At 65.0% G+C, this 17933-nt stretch carries 15 protein-coding genes; all 15 read right to left on the bottom strand.

The genetic code is table 11. The annotated features are described in order from the left end of the window. Positions 1-9 precede the first annotated feature (9 nt). Positions 10-1239: a hypothetical protein gene (locus ACZZ0O_RS01410; RefSeq protein ID WP_055848299.1), complete on the bottom strand. Its 1230-nt coding sequence runs from the start codon at positions 1237-1239 to the stop codon at positions 10-12. Positions 1240-1257: 18 nt separating this feature from the next. Beyond that, on the bottom strand, positions 1258-2565 hold the full coding sequence (locus ACZZ0O_RS01405; protein WP_115513867.1) for a hypothetical protein: 1308 nt from the start codon (positions 2563-2565) through the stop codon (positions 1258-1260). A 51-nt stretch (positions 2566-2616) separates the two neighbouring features. Then, positions 2617-3669 (bottom strand): hypothetical protein, encoded by a 1053-nt coding sequence (locus ACZZ0O_RS01400; RefSeq protein WP_323537748.1) that lies wholly within the window; start codon positions 3667-3669, stop codon positions 2617-2619. A gap of 11 nt (positions 3670-3680) precedes the next feature. Next, positions 3681-5585, bottom strand: a complete 1905-nt coding sequence (locus tag ACZZ0O_RS01395; RefSeq protein ID WP_153066888.1) for a hypothetical protein — start codon at positions 5583-5585, stop codon at positions 3681-3683. A 28-nt stretch (positions 5586-5613) separates the two neighbouring features. Next, complete coding sequence (locus ACZZ0O_RS01390) at positions 5614-7053, bottom strand: S8 family peptidase (protein ID WP_463592020.1); 1440 nt, start codon at positions 7051-7053, stop codon at positions 5614-5616. Then, positions 7050-7829, bottom strand: a complete 780-nt coding sequence (locus tag ACZZ0O_RS01385) for a hypothetical protein (RefSeq protein WP_463592019.1) — start codon at positions 7827-7829, stop codon at positions 7050-7052. Before ACZZ0O_RS01385 ends, ACZZ0O_RS01390 begins: the two co-directional genes overlap by 4 nt. Continuing rightward, on the bottom strand, positions 7826-8065 hold the full coding sequence (locus ACZZ0O_RS01380; RefSeq protein WP_463592018.1) for a hypothetical protein: 240 nt from the start codon (positions 8063-8065) through the stop codon (positions 7826-7828). The genes ACZZ0O_RS01385 and ACZZ0O_RS01380 overlap by 4 nt, the downstream gene beginning before the upstream one ends. Further along, entirely contained in the window at positions 8065-9045 is a 981-nt protein-coding gene (locus ACZZ0O_RS01375; RefSeq protein WP_463592017.1) for a hypothetical protein, read from the bottom strand. Before ACZZ0O_RS01375 ends, ACZZ0O_RS01380 begins: the two co-directional genes overlap by 1 nt. Positions 9046-9052: 7 nt before the next feature. Continuing rightward, positions 9053-12631 carry a papain-like cysteine protease family protein gene (locus ACZZ0O_RS01370; protein WP_463592016.1) on the bottom strand — a complete coding sequence of 1193 codons (3579 nt, stop codon included), beginning with the start codon at positions 12629-12631 and terminating at the stop codon, positions 9053-9055. 9 nt (positions 12632-12640) lie between these two features. Continuing rightward, positions 12641-12964, bottom strand: a complete 324-nt coding sequence (locus ACZZ0O_RS01365; RefSeq protein ID WP_463592015.1) for a hypothetical protein — start codon at positions 12962-12964, stop codon at positions 12641-12643. A 525-nt stretch (positions 12965-13489) separates the two neighbouring features. After that, the gene (locus ACZZ0O_RS01360) at positions 13490-14404 is read right to left on the bottom strand and encodes an AfsR/SARP family transcriptional regulator (protein WP_463592014.1); all 915 of its coding nucleotides are present in this window, start codon (positions 14402-14404) and stop codon (positions 13490-13492) included. A gap of 376 nt (positions 14405-14780) precedes the next feature. Beyond that, complete coding sequence (locus ACZZ0O_RS01355; RefSeq protein WP_463602858.1) at positions 14781-15164, bottom strand: hypothetical protein; 384 nt, start codon at positions 15162-15164, stop codon at positions 14781-14783. A 23-nt stretch (positions 15165-15187) separates the two neighbouring features. Then, positions 15188-15859, bottom strand: a complete 672-nt coding sequence (locus tag ACZZ0O_RS01350) for a class I SAM-dependent methyltransferase (protein ID WP_055850271.1) — start codon at positions 15857-15859, stop codon at positions 15188-15190. A gap of 135 nt (positions 15860-15994) precedes the next feature. Beyond that, on the bottom strand, positions 15995-16645 hold the full coding sequence (locus tag ACZZ0O_RS01345; RefSeq protein ID WP_463592012.1) for an SGNH/GDSL hydrolase family protein: 651 nt from the start codon (positions 16643-16645) through the stop codon (positions 15995-15997). Continuing rightward, positions 16645-17916, bottom strand: a complete 1272-nt coding sequence (locus tag ACZZ0O_RS01340; RefSeq protein ID WP_055848333.1) for a pyridoxal phosphate-dependent aminotransferase — start codon at positions 17914-17916, stop codon at positions 16645-16647. Before ACZZ0O_RS01340 ends, ACZZ0O_RS01345 begins: the two co-directional genes overlap by 1 nt. Positions 17917-17933 lie beyond the last annotated feature (17 nt).

The raw sequence follows: 17933 nt of genomic DNA, 5'->3' as shown, positions 1-17933 counted from the left end.
GGCGATTCCTCAGACGGCCGGTGCGGCGGCAGGACGACCAGCGGCCGGCGGCGGATTCGGGTTGAACGGCGTGGCATTGCCCTGGATGCTGGCGATCATGCCGGGCGAGGCCAGTTTTTCCATCGGGAAGTAATCGGATTTGAAGTTCACCCGCACCTCGCCGGTCAGTTTTGCTTTCATCTCCTGATCCGAGGACGACTCTTCGTTGACCGAGGATTGCACCGTGGTCATGTGTCGCTGCACATTGGTGTTGACGGTGCCGGCAGCCCCCCAGCCCAGGTTGATGCCGGCGCCGGATTTGCGGCGGTTGTAGCTGGATTGCGTGTCGTACAACGAAGCGCCCGCGGTGCGCTGCGCAGAGTCGGATGCACGGAAGTCGAACACCACCTTGGCATTGATCGCGCCATCGGTCACCACGATGCGGTTGATGCCCAGGATCACCATCGACGAGAGCAGCTGTTGGCGGCTGCGTGCCATCTGCAACCGCGCGCCTTGCACCAGGCGTGTTTCCTGCTCCGGGTCGGACAGGTCGGTGATGGGCTGGGCCAGCTGCATGTCGTCCTTCATCTGCGTCAGTACCGCGCCTGCCTGATCTTCGTCGCGCACGCCCACGCGCGGGCCGGCATCGCCATCGGTCTCGATGGTCAGCGCCTCCGGAAAGCGTTCCACCAGCCAGTCGCGCGCATTGTTCATGCTGATGTTGTCGGTAGCGAATTGATCCACCGTTTGCGCCACCGACTTGAGCAATTCGCCGTAGGCATTCATCTGCTGGATGGAGGCATCGACGATGGCCTGGAACACGTTCTGGATCAACCCGCCGACGAAGGCAGGAAAATCGACCGAGCCGATGTACTTCTTGAAGTTGTCGCCGCCTTGTTCCACCGAGGCGGCAGTGAAGTCGCTACCGGCAAACGTACCGATCTTGTCGGATGCCTTGTTTTTGGCCTGGCCAACGGGGTCGGCGAGTGCGCGCGCGCTTGGCGGCGTATCGCGCGCAAGGATGCCGCCATCGGTGGAGAGCTCCTGTTTTGCCAGTCCGTCGGGGTTGGACATGTAGGACGCAACGCGCACCATATTGCGTGCCATTTCCTGCTGCTCGGCCACTGGCAACTGGCGGAAGCCAGGCGAGGATTCCAGCAGGCGTCGCACCTGCGGCCGCACGGCCGCCAGGGTGTCGTCGTCGAGCCAGGCGGGATGACCGGAGGTCGCACTGAAACTGTCTGTGGCAAGTGCATGCATGGCAGTGGTGATCCCAGGTCATGCCGCAGGTGGAGCGGAGGGCGCAGCAGCGGTGTTACTGCCAGGGCGGTTGGTGGCCAACGATTTCACCATGCCCGGTTGCGCATTCATCTGGATCGCCGCAATCGACTCGGGATTGGCCAGTTTTTCCAGCGGCAGGTAATCGCTCTTGAAGTTCACCTCGACTTGTCCTGCCAGGCTTGCCTTGGCTTGCAGCGAAGAATCGCTCTGCAATTGCGAGGTGCTCATCATCTTGATGATGGGCTGTTCGTTGTACTTGTAGCTGCCCTTGGCGTAATAGCTGCCATCGCGCTTGTCGCTGGAGCCGTCGGCACTCTGGCTAGAGGTGCCGCCATCGCTCTTGTAGTCGTAATCGCCTTCGTAACCGCGCGTTTTCTGCACGTTGCCGAATATATCCTTCTGGTGATCCATCTTGCTGGCACTGTAGCGATAGCGGCTGTCGTCGCGCGCCTGGAAGTCGTACAGCACCTTGGCCGAGATGCGCCCGTCGGTGACCACGATGCGGTTGATGCCCAGCATCACCAGCGTGGCCAGTAACTGCTGGCGGCCGGTGGCGATCTGGGTACGTGCAGCGGGCACCAATACCGCTTCGACCAGATCGTCGTTGAGTGTGGTGACCGGTTTGTCCAGCGGCAGCGATTGATTGACGCGTGCGATGGCGGCGCGTTCGTCGACATCCTGACGCATCACCACGCGCGGTTGCGGTGGCGCACCGGTGTCGCTGCTGCCACCGAAATCGCCGAAGGCATCGTCTCCCATCTGCAGCTGAAAAATGTCAGGAAACTGTTCCACCAGATGATCGCGGCCCTGATTCTGGGTGGTGTTGTCGTCGCGAAATTGATTCAGGCTTTTGGACACGTCGGCGACCAACTTGGCATACGCCTCCATCTGTTCGATCGACGAGGTGACGATGGAGTGGAACACACCATTGATCAGCCCCGAGACGAAGGTGGGGAAATTGACCGCTGCCATCAATGCGCCGGCCTGCTGTACGCCGGTCTTCAGGGCCTGTCCGAACTCTGGCTGGTCTTCCTGTTTCAGGGGCGTGGAATCTTCGCCCGCCATCGCGCGCACGGGCGCGCTCTGCTGTTTCAGGCGTACGCCATCAGGTTCGGCGAGATAGGCGCCGATCTGCACCAGCCCCTTCGCCAACACTGCGCGCTTGTCGGCAGGCAGCTCATGAAACGCGTCGCTGCGTTCCAGCAACTGACGTACGGCCAGGCGTGCGGCGTCGTGTGTTTCGCGGTTGCCAGGCGGTGTGGCCGTGCGCGCGCTGGATCCGGCTGCGGGAAAAATGGCACTCATGGCAACTCCTGCACGACAGGGGGGCGGTGGAAAGGCGATAGGTGATGCGACTCACTGCAGGGCGCGCGCGTCTTCGATGGCTTCGCGCATTTCGAACTCGATCGGTCGTACGTACAGGCTGATGCGTGCGGGCGAATTCGGCGTCACCCGGATACTGAGCACGGAGAAATGCCCTTGTTGCTCGGCATCGTCCATGCCGAAGGCATCCAGCCAGCGCGCCAGCGCAGCCAGTTGCCGGGGGCGCTCGGCCAGGCCGAGTTTGAGCAGATCCAGAAAACGCGCCGGCAGGTCCGGAATGGCAGCGAGCAGGACTTCCAGTTTCAACTCCGCACCATCGGGCGCATCGCGCAGGCCGATCAGCACGCCACCGGCCGGCAGTTCGAACCGCCCACCCAGGGCGACACCAACCACGCGCATCAACCCCGGCAATTGATGGCCGATGCCAAGCCGGTTCATCAACGGGCCCAGTCCATTCACCGCCAATGCCCCGCGATGCAAGAACGTCACCCGCTGACTACCGGTATCGCGCTTGCAGCCGATCGAGGTGAAGATCGGCACCAGTCCGGGCAGTTCGTCGCAGGCCAGCCTGGTCAAGCGCGACAACGCGGGCGCCAAGGCATCGATCTGATTGGGCAGCAGCTCGTAGTAGATCTTGGTGGCGTAGAGCCCATCCTGATCGAACGCGCTACCGAACCAGGCGCCGTAGTTCATCCAGCTCAAGCCGCCGAAGCCGCGCCATGCTTCGCTGCGCCTGTCGAACCAGCGCAAGGCATCCTGGCCGAAGATCGGAGCGATCAACCTGCGTGCTTCGCGGGTGGCTTCATCGCGTCGTGCGACCGGTGAGGCCTCCGGGCCCAACGGTTCGATGGTGAAGCGCAGCAGGTTGGGTTCGGATTCGGAAAACGAGGGTTCGTAGGGCACCGCACCGGGTGTGAGCGAGTTGCGTGCGTACGACACATCGTCGTCGGGCAGGTAGAAGGTGCGGTCGATCAAGCCATCGACGTAGGGCAACGGGTCTCGGGTGCCCAGCGCCTTGGCCGCCGAACGCAGCGATTGACGGACCAGATGTTTGACCGCCTGCGGGCGATCGTCATGAGTGCGCATGCGCGTGCTCCTTACAGACCGGGCAGGCTGATGCCCGCCTGGTTGAGTAGATCGCGCGCGGCCTGCGGCATCTCGATCGGACGGCTGGTAATCACCGGCGATTCGGCTGGTTGTGCGTACTGCTCGACGCTGTTGTCCTGTACGCCGCCCACCGCAAGCCATTGTTCGCACGCCTGCAGCAGATCCCAATCGGTGGGATCGACGGTGGGTTGGTCGCTGCCGCGTAGCTGCGGGTTGGTGAGTGCGCTGATCGAAATGACTTCGCCATAGCGGCCTTCCAGGCGTTGTCGCGTATTGGCGATCCAGCGAATGATCACCGCACCGGCGCGGGCCTGGGTACGGAAGCGGCTGGTATTGCGCGGGCCACCCAGGTAATTGGCGTTGACCTGGTCGATCACCTGCCACATGTCGCGTGCGCCGAACGCGCCACGCACTTCCGGGTCGCTCAGCAGGTCGCGGTATTCCAGGATCATCTGCTGCAACTCGGTGGCAGCGAAGTAGGCGATGCCGTAGCCGCTGCGCGACAGGCTGGCGCCCAGATCGCGTGCGGCCTTGCGCACCTGCTCCTGCGAGACCGCCACCGGTACGTTGGTGCGCAGCATGCGGTCCACACTCAGTTGGCGTCCGAACGAAGACACCGCCGACAGGAAGCGCAACCACAGCTCGTTGAATTCGCGATTGGGTTCGTTTCCGTTCGGGTCGCCACCAGGTGCGCCGAAGCAGCGCATGTACAGGTCGCGGCGCTCGCCTTCGGTGATGCGTTCGGCGGCCGTCTTGTAGTAACGGAACAGATAATCGCCGGCTTTGCCGCGTCCCAGCGGCAACATGCCGCTGCGGAACAATTCGACGATGCGTTCCACCACCTGCGGCATCCGCGTCTCTTCCAGCATGTAGGCAAAGTAGATCGCCTGCACCGCGTTGAGATTCTCACGCACGATTTCCACATCGGTGGAATCTTCCAGATCGGGCAGGATGATTTCCATCGCCGACGGGGGCGCGCCGGCCACCACGCCGGTCTGCATCTCGTACCCGTTCTGCAGATGACTGGCCAGCCAGGCGTTGTCGGCACCGATGCCGTTGCTGGCAAGCCGGCGCACGGTGGCGGCGAGATTGCGCGAACTCAATGCGCAGACGGTGTCTTTTGCGGAAGGTCGGAAATCGGTGTCGGTGCTGTAGCGGTCGCGTCGGTCTTCGGGATTGTCGTCGGGCCACTCGCAACCGACGATGTCCGCATCGATCAGCCCGGAGGCGATCTGCGACTGGATGGTGACCTGGTAACGCGGCACCAGCAGCTCGAAGGCGGCGTCGAACAAGGCGCGGTTTTCGCGGTACTCGCCTTGTGCGGCGCTGACGCGTTGCACGAATCCGCGCAGACTGGCGTCGGTGTAACCATCGAGCTGCAGCAGCCCGCAGATGCCGATGATTTCGCGCTCGTCGCAGCCAAGCGGGCCGCGTAATTCCTTGGGCGAGCGTTGCGAGCCGATCAGGCCGTATTTGTGGACGTTTTCCGTCGCACAGGCAAGTTTGTTCCAGTCCTTCTGTTGCTGGGTCGCAGTCACCAGCTGGTAGAACGGATCGACCACCACGTCGCTGGACAGCTTGGTCTTGATCTGCGCCAGTTCGTCGAGTTGCCGCGGACTGAGCCCGCCGCTGGTGTCGGCAGTCTTGTCGATGGTCTGCAGCACCTGGCGGCGTGCACGCAGTTCCTGGCGCTTCTTGGTTTCGCGCTCGCCGAGATCGACCAGCAGGATGCGATTCATGGTGTTCACTCCGGGATCGGACGGTTTGGGTGAAGGAGATTTGCTGGAGGCGGTGCTGCTGGCCGCGGCCGCCTTGCTGCGACCGTTGGAGCGTGGTTTGGCTGCCGGGGCGACCGTCTTAGGGGTGGACTTCTTGGTAGTGCGCTGGGTCGCCATCGAACGTTCCTCGGCAGCGGGTGGGAGGTCAGGCCGCCACCGGCGTGGACGACGCCGGGACGGTGGGGGAATCGGCTGCGCTGTCTTCGTCGCGCAGTTGCAGGTCCAGATAGGCATCGAGCGCGCGGAGCGCGGCATGCGCATCGAGCACGCCGGCACCGCAGTCGGCGACGCCGGCACCGCCAAACGGGCGCGCGCTATCGCACAGCAATTGACGGGCGGTTGCGCCATCCAGTGGCCAGGCGCGGCGTTGCGCGCGCGCTGCGAGCAAGCCGCACGCCGCCGCCACGAAGGGAGCGGCAAAGCTGGTACCCGACGCGCTCTGGTAGCCGTCCAAGGCACAGGTGCGGATGTCGCGTCCCGGCGCGCACAGGGCAACGTGCGCACCGCGCGTGCTGAAGCTGGCGGGCACCAGGTGCGCATCGATACCGCCCACGGCGATCACGCCGTCGTGTGCAGCGGGATAAAACCGCTCATGCAGCCCGGAGTTGCCGCTGGCGGCCACCAGCACCACGCCACGTGCCAGCGCGTAGCGCACGGTCTCTTCATGCGGTGCGGGCGCATCCGGCAGCAATGCCGATTCCGGCGTGCCGAAGCTCATGTTGATGACCTTCACGCCCAGATCGATCAGACGCTTCATGCCGGCATCGATGTTGTCCAACGCACCGACGCCGACGCGGCGATCGCCAGCCTCCAGCGCGGCGCCCAGCACGCGTGCCGGGGTGAGTCCGCATGCGCCTGCGCCACCGGGGGCGATCTGGCGGCCGCTGGCCACCAGGATGCCGGCACAGCCGGTGCCATGGCCTACTTCGTCCTGCGGACGTTCGCCGGCACGGCGATAGTCGCCGACCAGCGACAACCCGCCGACCGTTGCCGGGTCCAGATCCACGCTGTCGAATCCTGCGCGCAAGTGTCCGGCCAGTTCGGGGTGCTGCAGCGCCACGCCGGTGTCGGCAAGGCCGATCAGCACCGCCGGATCGCCTGGTTCCAGTTGCAAGGCCTGCGGCAGACGAATGGCCTGTTGCGCCCAGCTCTCGTGTGCGGCCAGGTGCGCTGCCGGGCCCGCAAGCGTGCGCGGGGTGCTGCTCAGATAATCGGCACCGACCCGCTCCACGACCGGGATCTCGGCCAACGCCCGCAACAGCGCAGGCAGCCGGGCGCCATCGCGTAATTCCACCCGCAAGACCCGCGCGACGCCACTCAGTTGTTCGATGGCATCGAAGCGCTGTGCGCCACTGCGGCGGCTTTGCTGGCGGCCCAGGCGCGCGCTATGCAGACGCACCGCGCGGAAGGCATCGCCGTGGTGACGCAACAGCCGGTCGATCGGCCCGTGGTCCACCGCGTCGCTCATCGGTGTGCCGTAGCCTTGCACCGCACGCAGCCCCGGCAGATGCTCGGGCACTTCGCCTAGTCGCAGCGTCAGCAGCAGGCGGCGTGGCAGCAAGGCGGCGTGATGTGAGGCGGTCATGTCTGCGCACTCCATTGACCAAGACTGCCTGCGCGCAATGGCACGCAGGCGCTGCGCCCATCCTCGAAGTCCAGCTGCGCATCGCAGCCGAGTTGGCTGGCCAACGGTGCCAGCACCAGCTGTCCGTCATCGGACGAGACGATGGGAATGTCGATTCCCGCCGCACGCACCAGCGGTAGTCTGCCGCTGCGCAGTCCCGGTGCGCTCAGGTGCACACGCGTGCCGCTGTTGCCAGCGCCATCGCTCGCCTGCACACGCGTCACACGCGGTGCGGCGGCACGTAGCAGCGCCTGTTGCAGGCGATTGACCGGCATCCGCGACAGCCGTGCGATGACATCGGCGCCCGCGGTTTCCTTGAGCTCGTTGAGCTGGGTAACGGTGCGCACGCCGATCCGTTCGAGCTGGCGTTGTTCCTCATCGGAGAACTGGTCGCCAAGCGCGGTCTTGAGACTGAATTCGGATTCGTCGGCGCGGAAATCTGCCGCATTCTCTTCGATCATCGGTTTGGTGATCGTGGTCAACGCCAGCCGCACGGTACTGGCTTCGCTTTCGCCGGGACCCGCCGGGCGCAGATAGACATCGTCGTCGAGCATCTGCACGAACACGCGCAAGTCCAGCGTCACGTCTTTCACCGCAAAGGTCAGCGGCAATTTGCCCACACGTGCCTTGATCGTCATCGCGGCCTGCGCCTTGTCCAATTGCTCGGTCAATGCCTGGATGAACAGGTCCAATGGAACGCCGAGGGTTTGCAGCAACGGGGGCAATTGCGCGCTCATGACTGTTTTCCCAGCTGCCAGACCACATGCAGCAGCGACGGCGCAGCGTTCCAGTGATTGATGGCGAAGCTGCGCGGCACATCGGCCAGCAGGCGGCAACCACCGTCGCGCAGGATCGGGCGCAGCTCCAGCGGCAGCCGCATTTCCACATGCGTTAACTGCATGCCGGCGCGGTCTTCGATCGCCACCAGGCCAGCGTGCAGTTCTTCCAGCAATCCGGACAGTTCGCGCAACATCACACCGCTCCTTCAGCAGGCGATGGTGCCGCCGGTGCCGCCGCGGCGGGCGCGAGGTTGCCGGCGGCGGCACGCATGGCGGGTGCGTTGCGTTGCACCAGCGCCACCTTGGCGGCATCTGCCAGGCGCTCCAGCGGCAATGTCTCGCTGACGAAATTGAGCTTGACCTCGCCGAACAGATCGGCGCGCACGTTCGATTCGTTCTGTGCATTGACCTGCAATGTCGACACCATGGTCGAGGTCTGCCCGGCATAACTGGAGGAGCCGCGCTCGCCCCAATTGTCTGCCTGTGCGGGATCGCTGCCGGTGGCATAGCCGACCTTGGCCACATCTTGTGCGGCGGCGCGAAACATCACCTTGCTGCTGATGCTGCCATCGCGCACCACCACCCGGTTCATGCCCAGCAGCACCATCGTTGCCAGCAGTTGCTGACGTTCGCTGCCGACCTTCAACCGCACCTGCGGCAGCACGCGCTGTTCGAGCAATTCGGCGGTGAGTTCCTCGTCGGCCAGCCCATAGTCGGCCAGCCATAATGGTTGGCTGCCGGTCGTGCGTGGCACCAGCTCCGGCACGGTGCGCGCGCCGCCATCGGGGAGCAGCAAGACGATATCGCCGGGATAGTGCGTGGCCAGCCAATCGCGCGCCTGATTGAGCGAGACGTTGTCCTCGGTGAACTGATCCACCGTCTTGGACACCGCTGCCACCATGCTGGAATAACTTTCCATCTGGCGGATCGACGCATCCACGATGGCGTCGAACGTGCCATGCACCAGTTGCGCGACAAAGCCCGGAAAATCCACCTCATTGACCATCGCACCGGTACGTCGCGCGATGGTCTCGGTCGCCTGAGGCTTGACCGTGGCCGTTGCCGTTGCTTCGCCAGCCGACGGCGTTGCCGCGGTCGGTCCGGCCAGCGCACGCGCTGCCGCCGCAGTGGGGCGCTGCGGAAAGATCAGGTTGCGGTGGCCTGGAGCGCTCATGACCCGCTCAGCCCGCGACCACGGCGTCGGCCGGTTGCGCGACCCAGGTATTGCTGCGCTCATGCCGCCCATCGCCGAGCAGACGCAAGGCGATCCGTGCCTGCGGGTTGCCCTGTGCGAGCCCGCTGAAGCGGTAGTCCACGATGACGGCCAGCGCCGCAACACCGCTCACCGCATCCGCATCCTCGATACGCGCCGTCACCTCGACGCCATGGCTCAGCAGGGGCGGTGTGCCGGCGGTGATGCGAACCTCGCCGACGCTGCCGTGATCGGCAACAAACTCCAGCGTGATTGGCAGCGGAGTCGCTGCACCCTCCAACGCCGGCCAGTCGTCGAGCACAAGACGGACATCGATGGCGGCGTTGCCGGAATCGATCGGCGTGGACACGGCAGGCTTGCGGCCTTCCAGCTGGTCGAGGCTCCAGCGACAAGCGCCCGCACTGCCGCGCACCACACTCATGCGGGTACCGGCCACCCGGCTGGGCGTCACTGGCTCGCGCTGTTCGCCGGTGACAGACGCTGTCTCCAATGCCTGCGCGCGCACCGCCGCTGGCGGCCTGGCCAGGCGCAACCGAGCACCGCCAAGCGATGCGGCGTGCGTGCTCGCTGCCGGTAGGTACAGCACACGCCAGTCGCCATAGTCGTCGGCAGCCATTTCACCGAATGCGCTTGCAAATTCCTGGAACGGCAACCAGTCGGCATAGCCTTGATTGGGTGGGTTGAAGACGACCGGATCGTTGTCGAAGGTCTGCCGGGTATCCCAGGGATTGAGAATGTTGACGATTGCGCTCGACGGATCGGCCAGATCGCCAGAGATACCGCTGAGCACCACCGCATGCGGCGCACCCACGATGACCACCCATAGCGGGCCATGCCGGTTCAGCCAGTCCGCCCACTGTTGCGGCGTGTGGTACAGGCTGGTGTTGGAAGGTTGTTCGATGGCGTTAAAGCCGTAGCGCTGTCTGACAGCGTCCAGTAACTCGAAGCTATAGGACGTCGACAGGGTGGTGCCAACCTCGTTGGCCAGCGTTTCCGGGTCGATCGACGCGTGGCGCCGATACGACAACAGCATTGCCATCGCCGCCGCCCAGCAGGCGCGCTTGTCCGGTTGCGCGATCAAGGGCACGTCGTATTCGTGGACGGGCGCATCGCTCAGCGAACGCGTGGACAACGACTGCGCAGTGGTCGGGTAGAGGATGCGCACCACCTCCGGATGGAAGCGTTCGCTGAAGGGGGCAGGCGCGCTGGCGCTGCCGCCGCCATCGCCCGCCATCAGCCAGCTAACGAGCTTGTCCTGGAAGCTCTTCCAGAGCCGGTCGGCAGCAAAAAAGCCGATAAACGCGCCCGGTCCACCGGTCCAGCGGTCGGCACCACGGGTGTAGAACACGGTGGTGCCGTTGTCATCGCGGATTCCAAATTCGCGGTGACCGCTCACTGGATGATCACCGGACCACTCGGTATGCACGGTGGTGAAACGCCAACGCGTCGGCTCTACCAGGCTTACGACAACCGACGCATTGTCGGGACCACCGATATTGACTTTGAAGACGGTGCCGACGGGAGTGGACGACTCCCATCGAATGTCGTCCACACCGCTGTCGTACGGGATGAATTCGCTGTAGGCGGTATCGACAAAATCGTTGAGATGCAGTCGTAGGTGTTCGAGAACCTCAGGACCGCTCCAACCATCGGGCAGACGCTCGCAACGCACTTCATAACGGTCCAGGCTGAGTTCACCCTGTGCATCTGCGATGCGTTGAACCGACATCCCGCGTGCGCTGACGGCCTGTTCCACCGCGGCCGGTGCGCGCCAGTTGAACAGGTCGGCCCACTGCGGCGCGTAGCGCTGGGCGCGTTCCACATCGTCCGGCCCGATGATCAGTGCGCGCGCGTTGGTTGTGCTGCGTGGTGGTGCGGGTCGCGCATGCGGTGGGGACATTGCCTGCCCGGTCTGCGCGGCGGAGCCAGACCGGCGCGGCGTGGCGCCATTCTGCGAGTCCTGTACGCCCAGCGAGAAGCTGACCGCCTGGCTCCAGTCCAGTGCTTGCTGGCGGATCCAGGCCAGCTTTGCGTCAGTCATGCGGCAACCGAGATTGGTCGTCGCGTCATGTTGGGCCACATGCACGCCGACTACGTGGGCACGCGGTGCCTCGGTGGTGTCGATGTAGTACACCGGCGAGCCGCTGGTACCGCCCAACGACTGCACATCGTAGGCAAACGTGTCGTCTGTCGGGAGCTGGCGGATACGCCCGCCGTGCATATGCTGGCGATCCGGGTCGATAACGGCATTGACCACGGTGCCTGCAGTGCTGCTATCGAGCGAACGCGCTGCATAGCCGCTCACGACGATCTGTTCTTCGCGCGATTGGGTCAGTTCTTCCAGAATGTCGAAGTACTGCGGGTAGGCAACCGCGTTGGCCTCCGGCACGCGAATCAGTGCCATATCGAAATCGCGTTGGGATGCGTTGTATCCGGGATGGATGACCCATGCATCCGAAGTGACCTGAAAGCGCCCGAACGGCTCGCTTTCGGTGGTTGTTCCTGCATCGTGTTTGCCGGGCACGATGATCAGCGCACGCTTGCCATCTACTACGTGGGCGGCGGTCAATAGCAGACGCGGCGCGATGAAGAATGCGGTGCCCGCCGGTTCTCCTTCATCGCTGTCATTAAGACGTCGCACCTGGCAGATCGCGCTGTAGGGCGCAACGGTGGTATTGACGACGCCAAACACCCAGCGCGCACTGCTGGCAAAGAACGCCAGCTGCGCCAGCAGCGCTTCGCCCAACGTTGTGGGGCTGTCGTATTGATCGATCACGCGCAGTGCGTTGACTGGGGCCGAGCCATGACGTGGCGTCTGCGTCGAAGACGGCGCGCGCACAACTGGCGCCGAGCGCAGCGTCGGCACCGCCTGCGATGCCGGGCGCCAGCTCTGCGCGGCTGCGGTTGCTGCTGCGGCATCGGGCGATGGGGACGCGACCGGCGTTGATGCCTCTGGTGACACGGTGGCGGCCGGCGTGGTTTGCGCGGGCGGCGTTGCGGAGGCAGGGGTTTGCCACAGCTCATCCGAGTACCCATCGCTGTAGCCGCCGCGGCCCGGATCGCTGGCCGGCGCAACCGCCGCCGCGGGCGCCGCGCCGACCACCGCATCGGCGCCCCATGCCAGCGACGCGCTGTCGCCGCCGTAGCCGTTGTTGCCATCGCTACGCGCGGTACGTCGCAGGCTGCGTTCGGTCAGCCCGGACAGCGAGACGTACATATTGCCGCGATCGGGCATCTGCACCTCGATCGGCCGCGCGCGGTCGCGTTCGCTGTAGGTCGCCAAACCGAAGTACAACCGCGGCTGCCCGACAAAGCGCGCAACCACACTCGGCGGTACCAGATACATCGCATCGCGCCCCTTGGTGCCGGGCTGCACAAGACTGGAAAAGAACGTGCGCGAGGTGCGGCGGGCGCGGTTTTCCGGCTTGAGCAACTCCGGGTCGGTGGCCAGCCCGATCTCGAACAGCGGGGTGTCGCTGCGCACGCTGAAGCTCAGCACATTGAAGCGGTCGTTGACGCTGTCGCGGGTGGCGCGGATGCGGGCCATACGGAACTCCTAGCGGCGCTTGCGGGGTGGAAGAGCGGCGTGCGGCGGTGGCGTGGAGACGGGAGAAGCGGGCAGAGCTGCAGTGGGATTCGGTGCGCTGTCGATGTCGGTCGCGATGTGTTCCCAGAAGCGTTGCTGGGTGTCGATGCCGATACTCTCCAGATGGGCTTGCATGAAACTCATGGCCTGCTCGAGATGACGGAAGAACGTGCGTTCGCCGGATTGCACGTGCTCGATCGAGCCGCGCCATTCCCGTACCGTGTCGTCGCCATCGCCACGCTCTCCCCAAACCCGGACGATGAAGGCGGCGGTTCGGTCCTCCAGCAGTGCCATGCCCGCGCTCCGGGTGAGGTGGATTCACGCTAGGCCGCCTGCATCACCGATGCATCACCGCCAGATCACCGGTGAGTCACCGCGCCGTCTTCCTGTGTGATGCAGCAGTGATGCATCGCGACGTGCAGCGCAGGCAGCGTCGGTCCACACGCCTGGTTGCCGGGGCGCGTACGGGTTGGAAAAGGGACAGCATGGGGAAGCGATGGCGCGTCACCAGCTAGTCGCCACTGTGGCTCCAGCCGGTATCCCAGTAGGTATCCCAGTCGGCAGCGCCGGTTGCAGAGAGGGTCGGTCGCGCGCATCGCGTAGCAGCGGCACCTCGGTCGGGTCGCACGCCGGCACAGCGGCATTCGCCTTATGCGGCAGGCCGTACTTCGTACGCCATGCGCCGGGCTCGCCGATGGTGCAGCAAGGCCGCTGCGCGCGATGGACCTGGCTGGTTGCAGCAGCGCGGCACCGCAACGAACGCGCACATACCTACGCGCTCGGCATCGCGCAGCGCGGCATCCTCCAGCGTTGGAGAACTCAGGGTTCCAGAAACTGCAGGCTCAATTGCAGTTGCGCATCTGCCGCGGCCAGGCCACGACGTGCGTTTTCGATCAGCATCTGTGCGTGCTGGCCGGCGCTGTCGGCAAACGGGAAGGGGCGTGCAGCAGGTGCAGGCACCGCTTCTTCTACGCTGGTCCCGATGGCACCGTCGGCAATGCGGTGATAGAGCGTCATCGTCTCGCGCATCGGTTGGATCGCCAGCTCGCGCCGCAACAGCTCGCGGCAGCGCTCGAACTGGCATAAGGCATGTGCGCGTTGTCCGTTGAGTACGAACAATTGCATCAGTGCGCGGTGCACATCTTCGCGCAGCGCGTCGCTGTCCAGAATCGCTTGTGCATGCCGGATTCCTTCGCTGTAGTCGCGCCGGATCGTGGCGATCTGAACCAGGCGCCAGAGCGCGTTGAGATAACTGCGGCGATGTTTTTCGCGTTCGCGCAGCGCCCAATCGTCGGAGACATCCATCAGGATGTCGGAGCGGTACAGCGCGACGCCGCGTTCCAGTCCGGCGATTTCCGCCTCGGTCATCTGCTCGGGTGGCTTGCTCAGGCCTGGCGCGATGTCCTTGCTGAATTCGGCGACATCGAGCCAGACGTCCATCGGGCCATCCAGGCCGATCGCGCCGCGCCGGTCGCACACGATCAGATCGCCGTGATCCAGTGGCGGGGATTCGACGATGCGGCGCAGGCGCCACAGGGCGGTATTGAACGATCCCGCCGTCGCGCCGGCATCGCGTTCGGGCCACAGGCTGGCAATGAGCTCGCTACGACTGAAATACCGATGCTGGCCGATGGCCAGATAGGCCAGCAGACTGCCGCAACGTCCGGAGACCGCAACTGCGCGTCCTTCGTCCTGGGCAACGGAAACCGAACCGAACAACCAGATCCTGAACATCCTCGCCATCCTCGCTCGAATGCAGCCAATGTCCATTCGGCACACCTACGCCTGCGGCCCCTTCCGCGAGCGCCCCATGGTGGGCAAAAAGTCCGATCCACACCGATACGAGACATCCCCTTGTTGTCCCGGCATCCCGTGCCGTAGGACGGCCGGCGTGTGAGGGCGCGATCATGCCACGGCTGTTCGCGCAGGCGTAGCGATGGCGGACAGACGGCAGTCGCGTGTCAGCCGCGCAGCAGAGGCGCTGCGTCAGCATCGCTGACCATGCAGTCGACATCCTACAGTCGACACCATGCGACGACCGTCCTCCAAGGCCGTTTCCGCCGCTGCACGCGACGGCTATCCCGGGCGAATGCGCGGCATCGCGCGCGGCTTACCAGGCACGGCCTGCGCGGCCGTTTTCGCCGAGGCCGTTGCGGGCGAAGGCGGGTAGGCGATGCGCCTGCGTATTGACAGCGATACCGACTGGAAAAACACCCATCAGCTTGTGTCGGCAAATTCGTCCGAGCGCCGCAGCCGCACCAGGCTCTACGCCGGTCTGATGTTCGATCTGCACGATCGCCATGCGCTGTAGGTCAGCTACACCGGCATCTTCAAACAACGGAACAACCGCGACCGTGGTGGCTGCTATCTCGCCCTGCTGGAAGGCAATCGCTACGAAGTCGGAGCCAAGGGAGTTCCAGGCAGCACGTTGCGTGTGTCGCGTGCGCACGTCAGCGATGGAGACGGTGCATGCAGACGGCGCATCTGCTTGCACCGCTGTCGCCAAGACGGCAGTGCTCAGCGCGGTTCGGCCACGATCAACCAGTTGTTGAACGGCGTGTTGCCGTACAGCGGCGCAAAGGTTGCGCGCAGGCCGGCCGCATCCAGGTGGGCCTGCAGGCTGTCGCGGGTCGGGTAGCTGCGCGGCATGCGCTGCATCCAGCCGCTCAGATGCGCCAGCACGTCGGTCACGCGACTGGTGCGTCCACGGCCGCTGGCATCGCCCAATGCACTGCGAATCACCAGCTTGGCACCGGGCGTGAGCATCTGCGCCACGCTGCGCAGCAGGCTGGCCTGCATGTCCGACTGCAGATATTGCAGCACGTCCAGAATGGTGACGCTGCCCTGATGCTGCGGCCACGCGATGCTCAGATCGACCACCTCGAACTTGGTATTGCCCAGATGCGAGCGTTGCGCGATGTGCTGCGCGCGGCGGATCTTGGAGGCATCCACATCCACTCCGTGATACGCCAGCGCCTGGCCATCGGCACGCAATGCATGCGCCAGCAAGCCCAGCCCGCAGCCCAGATCCAGCACCGGCGCAGTGGTGCTGCGCAGCTCGGCCAGCACACCGGGATACAACGGGTCGGTGCGCAGCTTGGCTTGCGTGTAGTAGTAATCGTAGCGGTTGCCGAGCGGATGCTTGGGCAAAAAAGCGCGTGCGATCGCCAGCGCTTGGGCGCGGCTCATCGGTTGGGTGGCGGTGCTGTGCAATGTCGTTCCTTGGCAATCAGGCGTGCTGCGTGGCTAGCTTAGAGCCAGTCGCCCCGATTGCGGTAGGCCCGGTTGGCGGTTTCGCGATGCGCGGCTGCGCGTCGTGGCGCTTTAGGCAGGCGTGTCCACAGATCCGACAGCGCCCAGCGCATCGCGCGCTGCAGGTAGCGCCATCGCTGCCCAACGTGCATACATCGCACCGGAGGGATGCAGGCCATCGTCGACCAGCATGTCGACAGCATCACCGCCATCGCGACTGATGGCGGTGATGTCGACAAACCGCACGGCGCGCGCTGCGCAACGCTCTGCCGCCACGCTGTTGAAAGCGTCGATCTGCGCCGCGATCAGCCCCGCATCGCCACCTTGCGCATGCGCGAATGGTGTCAGCCCCCAATCCGGAATCGACAGCACCACCACGCGCGCGGCATGACCGCCGGCAAATCCGATCGCACGCTGCAACAACGTATCGAACTGGCTGCGGTATTCGTCCAGCGAGCGCCCGCGGTACTGGTTGTTAACGCCGATCAGCAAGCTGACCAGATCGAACGTGCCCTGCGGTGCGGCCGCGTCGATACCGGCCTGCAATTCGTCGGTGGTCCAGCCGGTGGTGGCGATGATCTGCGGTGGCGCCACGTTCCAACCGTGGGCACGCAGACCATCGACCACCTGCATCGGCCAGCGCTGCGCAGGCTCGACGCCTTCGCCGATGGTGTACGAATCGCCCAGCGCCAGATAGCGCAGCGGCGTACCAGGCGCCGCCATCAAGCGACGCTGCGCGACTTGAGTGGCACCACTTTGGTCACGGCCTCGGCACGGCGTGCCAGTGCGCGGTCGATGCGCGCGAACACATCGCGCATGACGCTGGCTTCCGGCATCAAGGTCACGCGGAAGTGATGGCGGTACGGCACGTTGAAGCTGGAGCCGGGCACGACCAGCACGCCTTCTTCGTTCATCAGGTCCAGCGCGAACTCGTGATCGTCGAAATTGCGTGCGGCCGCACCGACCACCGCCGGGAATGCGTACAGCGCCCCGGCCGGTGCCACCAGCTGCAGATGCTCGCTGGCCGCACAGGCCTCGATCACCGCACGGCGGGTTTCGTACAAACGGCCACCGGGCGCGCACAACGCGGAAATGGTGTCCGGCCCATTGACCGCGGCATCGATGGCGTACTGGCCCGGCACGTTGGCGCACAGGCGCAAGGCGCCGAGCAGGTCCATCGCATTACGCAGGTCGTTGATGCGCGATTGCTCGCCCGACAGCAGCGCCCAACCCACGCGCCAGCCACAGGCGCGGTGCACCTTGCTCAGCCCGCCGAAGGTGATGCAGGGGTGCGCGCCGGCCAGCGGCGCCACCGGCACGAAAGCCGCGCCGTCGTACAGCACCTGGTCGTAGATTTCGTCGACCATCAGCAGCAGGTTGTGCTTGGTCGCAATTGCCACGATGCGCTCCAGCAACTCGCGCGAATAACTCGCGCCGCTGGGATTGTTGGGGTTGATCAGCACGATGGCGCGGGTGCGCGAGGACACCAGCGTCTCGATCTCCACCGGGTCCGGCTGGAAGCCGTTCTCCGGCGCGCAGCGGTAATACACCGGGCGGCCATCGTTGAGGATGGTGGCAGCCGACCACAGCGGGTAGTCGGGCGAGGGCACCAGCACTTCGTCGCCGGGGTTGAGCAGGGCGCGCAACGACAGGTCGATCAGCTCGCTGACCCCGTTACCGACAAAAATACGGTCAGGGTGGGCATCGGGGTGCTGACGACGCGAATACGCTTTGGCGATCGCCTCGCGCGCTTCCGGTAGGCCCTGCTGATGGGTATAGGGATCGGTGCGACCCATGTCGTCGGCAATCGCGCGCTGCAGATGCTCCGGCGCGCGGAACCCGAATGCACCTGGGTTGCCGATATTGAGCTTGATCAGCTTACGGCCCTGCGCCTCCAACTCCCGCGCTCGTCGCGCCAGCTCGCCCCGGATCTCGTAGCGGACTTCGGACAGACGCTCGCGGATGGCGAGCGGCTTTTGCGGGGTAGTGGACATGCGACGGGCCGGTTGTA

This window comes from Xanthomonas sp. AC360 (assembly GCF_979258225.1).
Note: the sequence above shows the minus strand (reverse complement) of the source record. Positions and strands in the feature narration are given on the sequence as shown.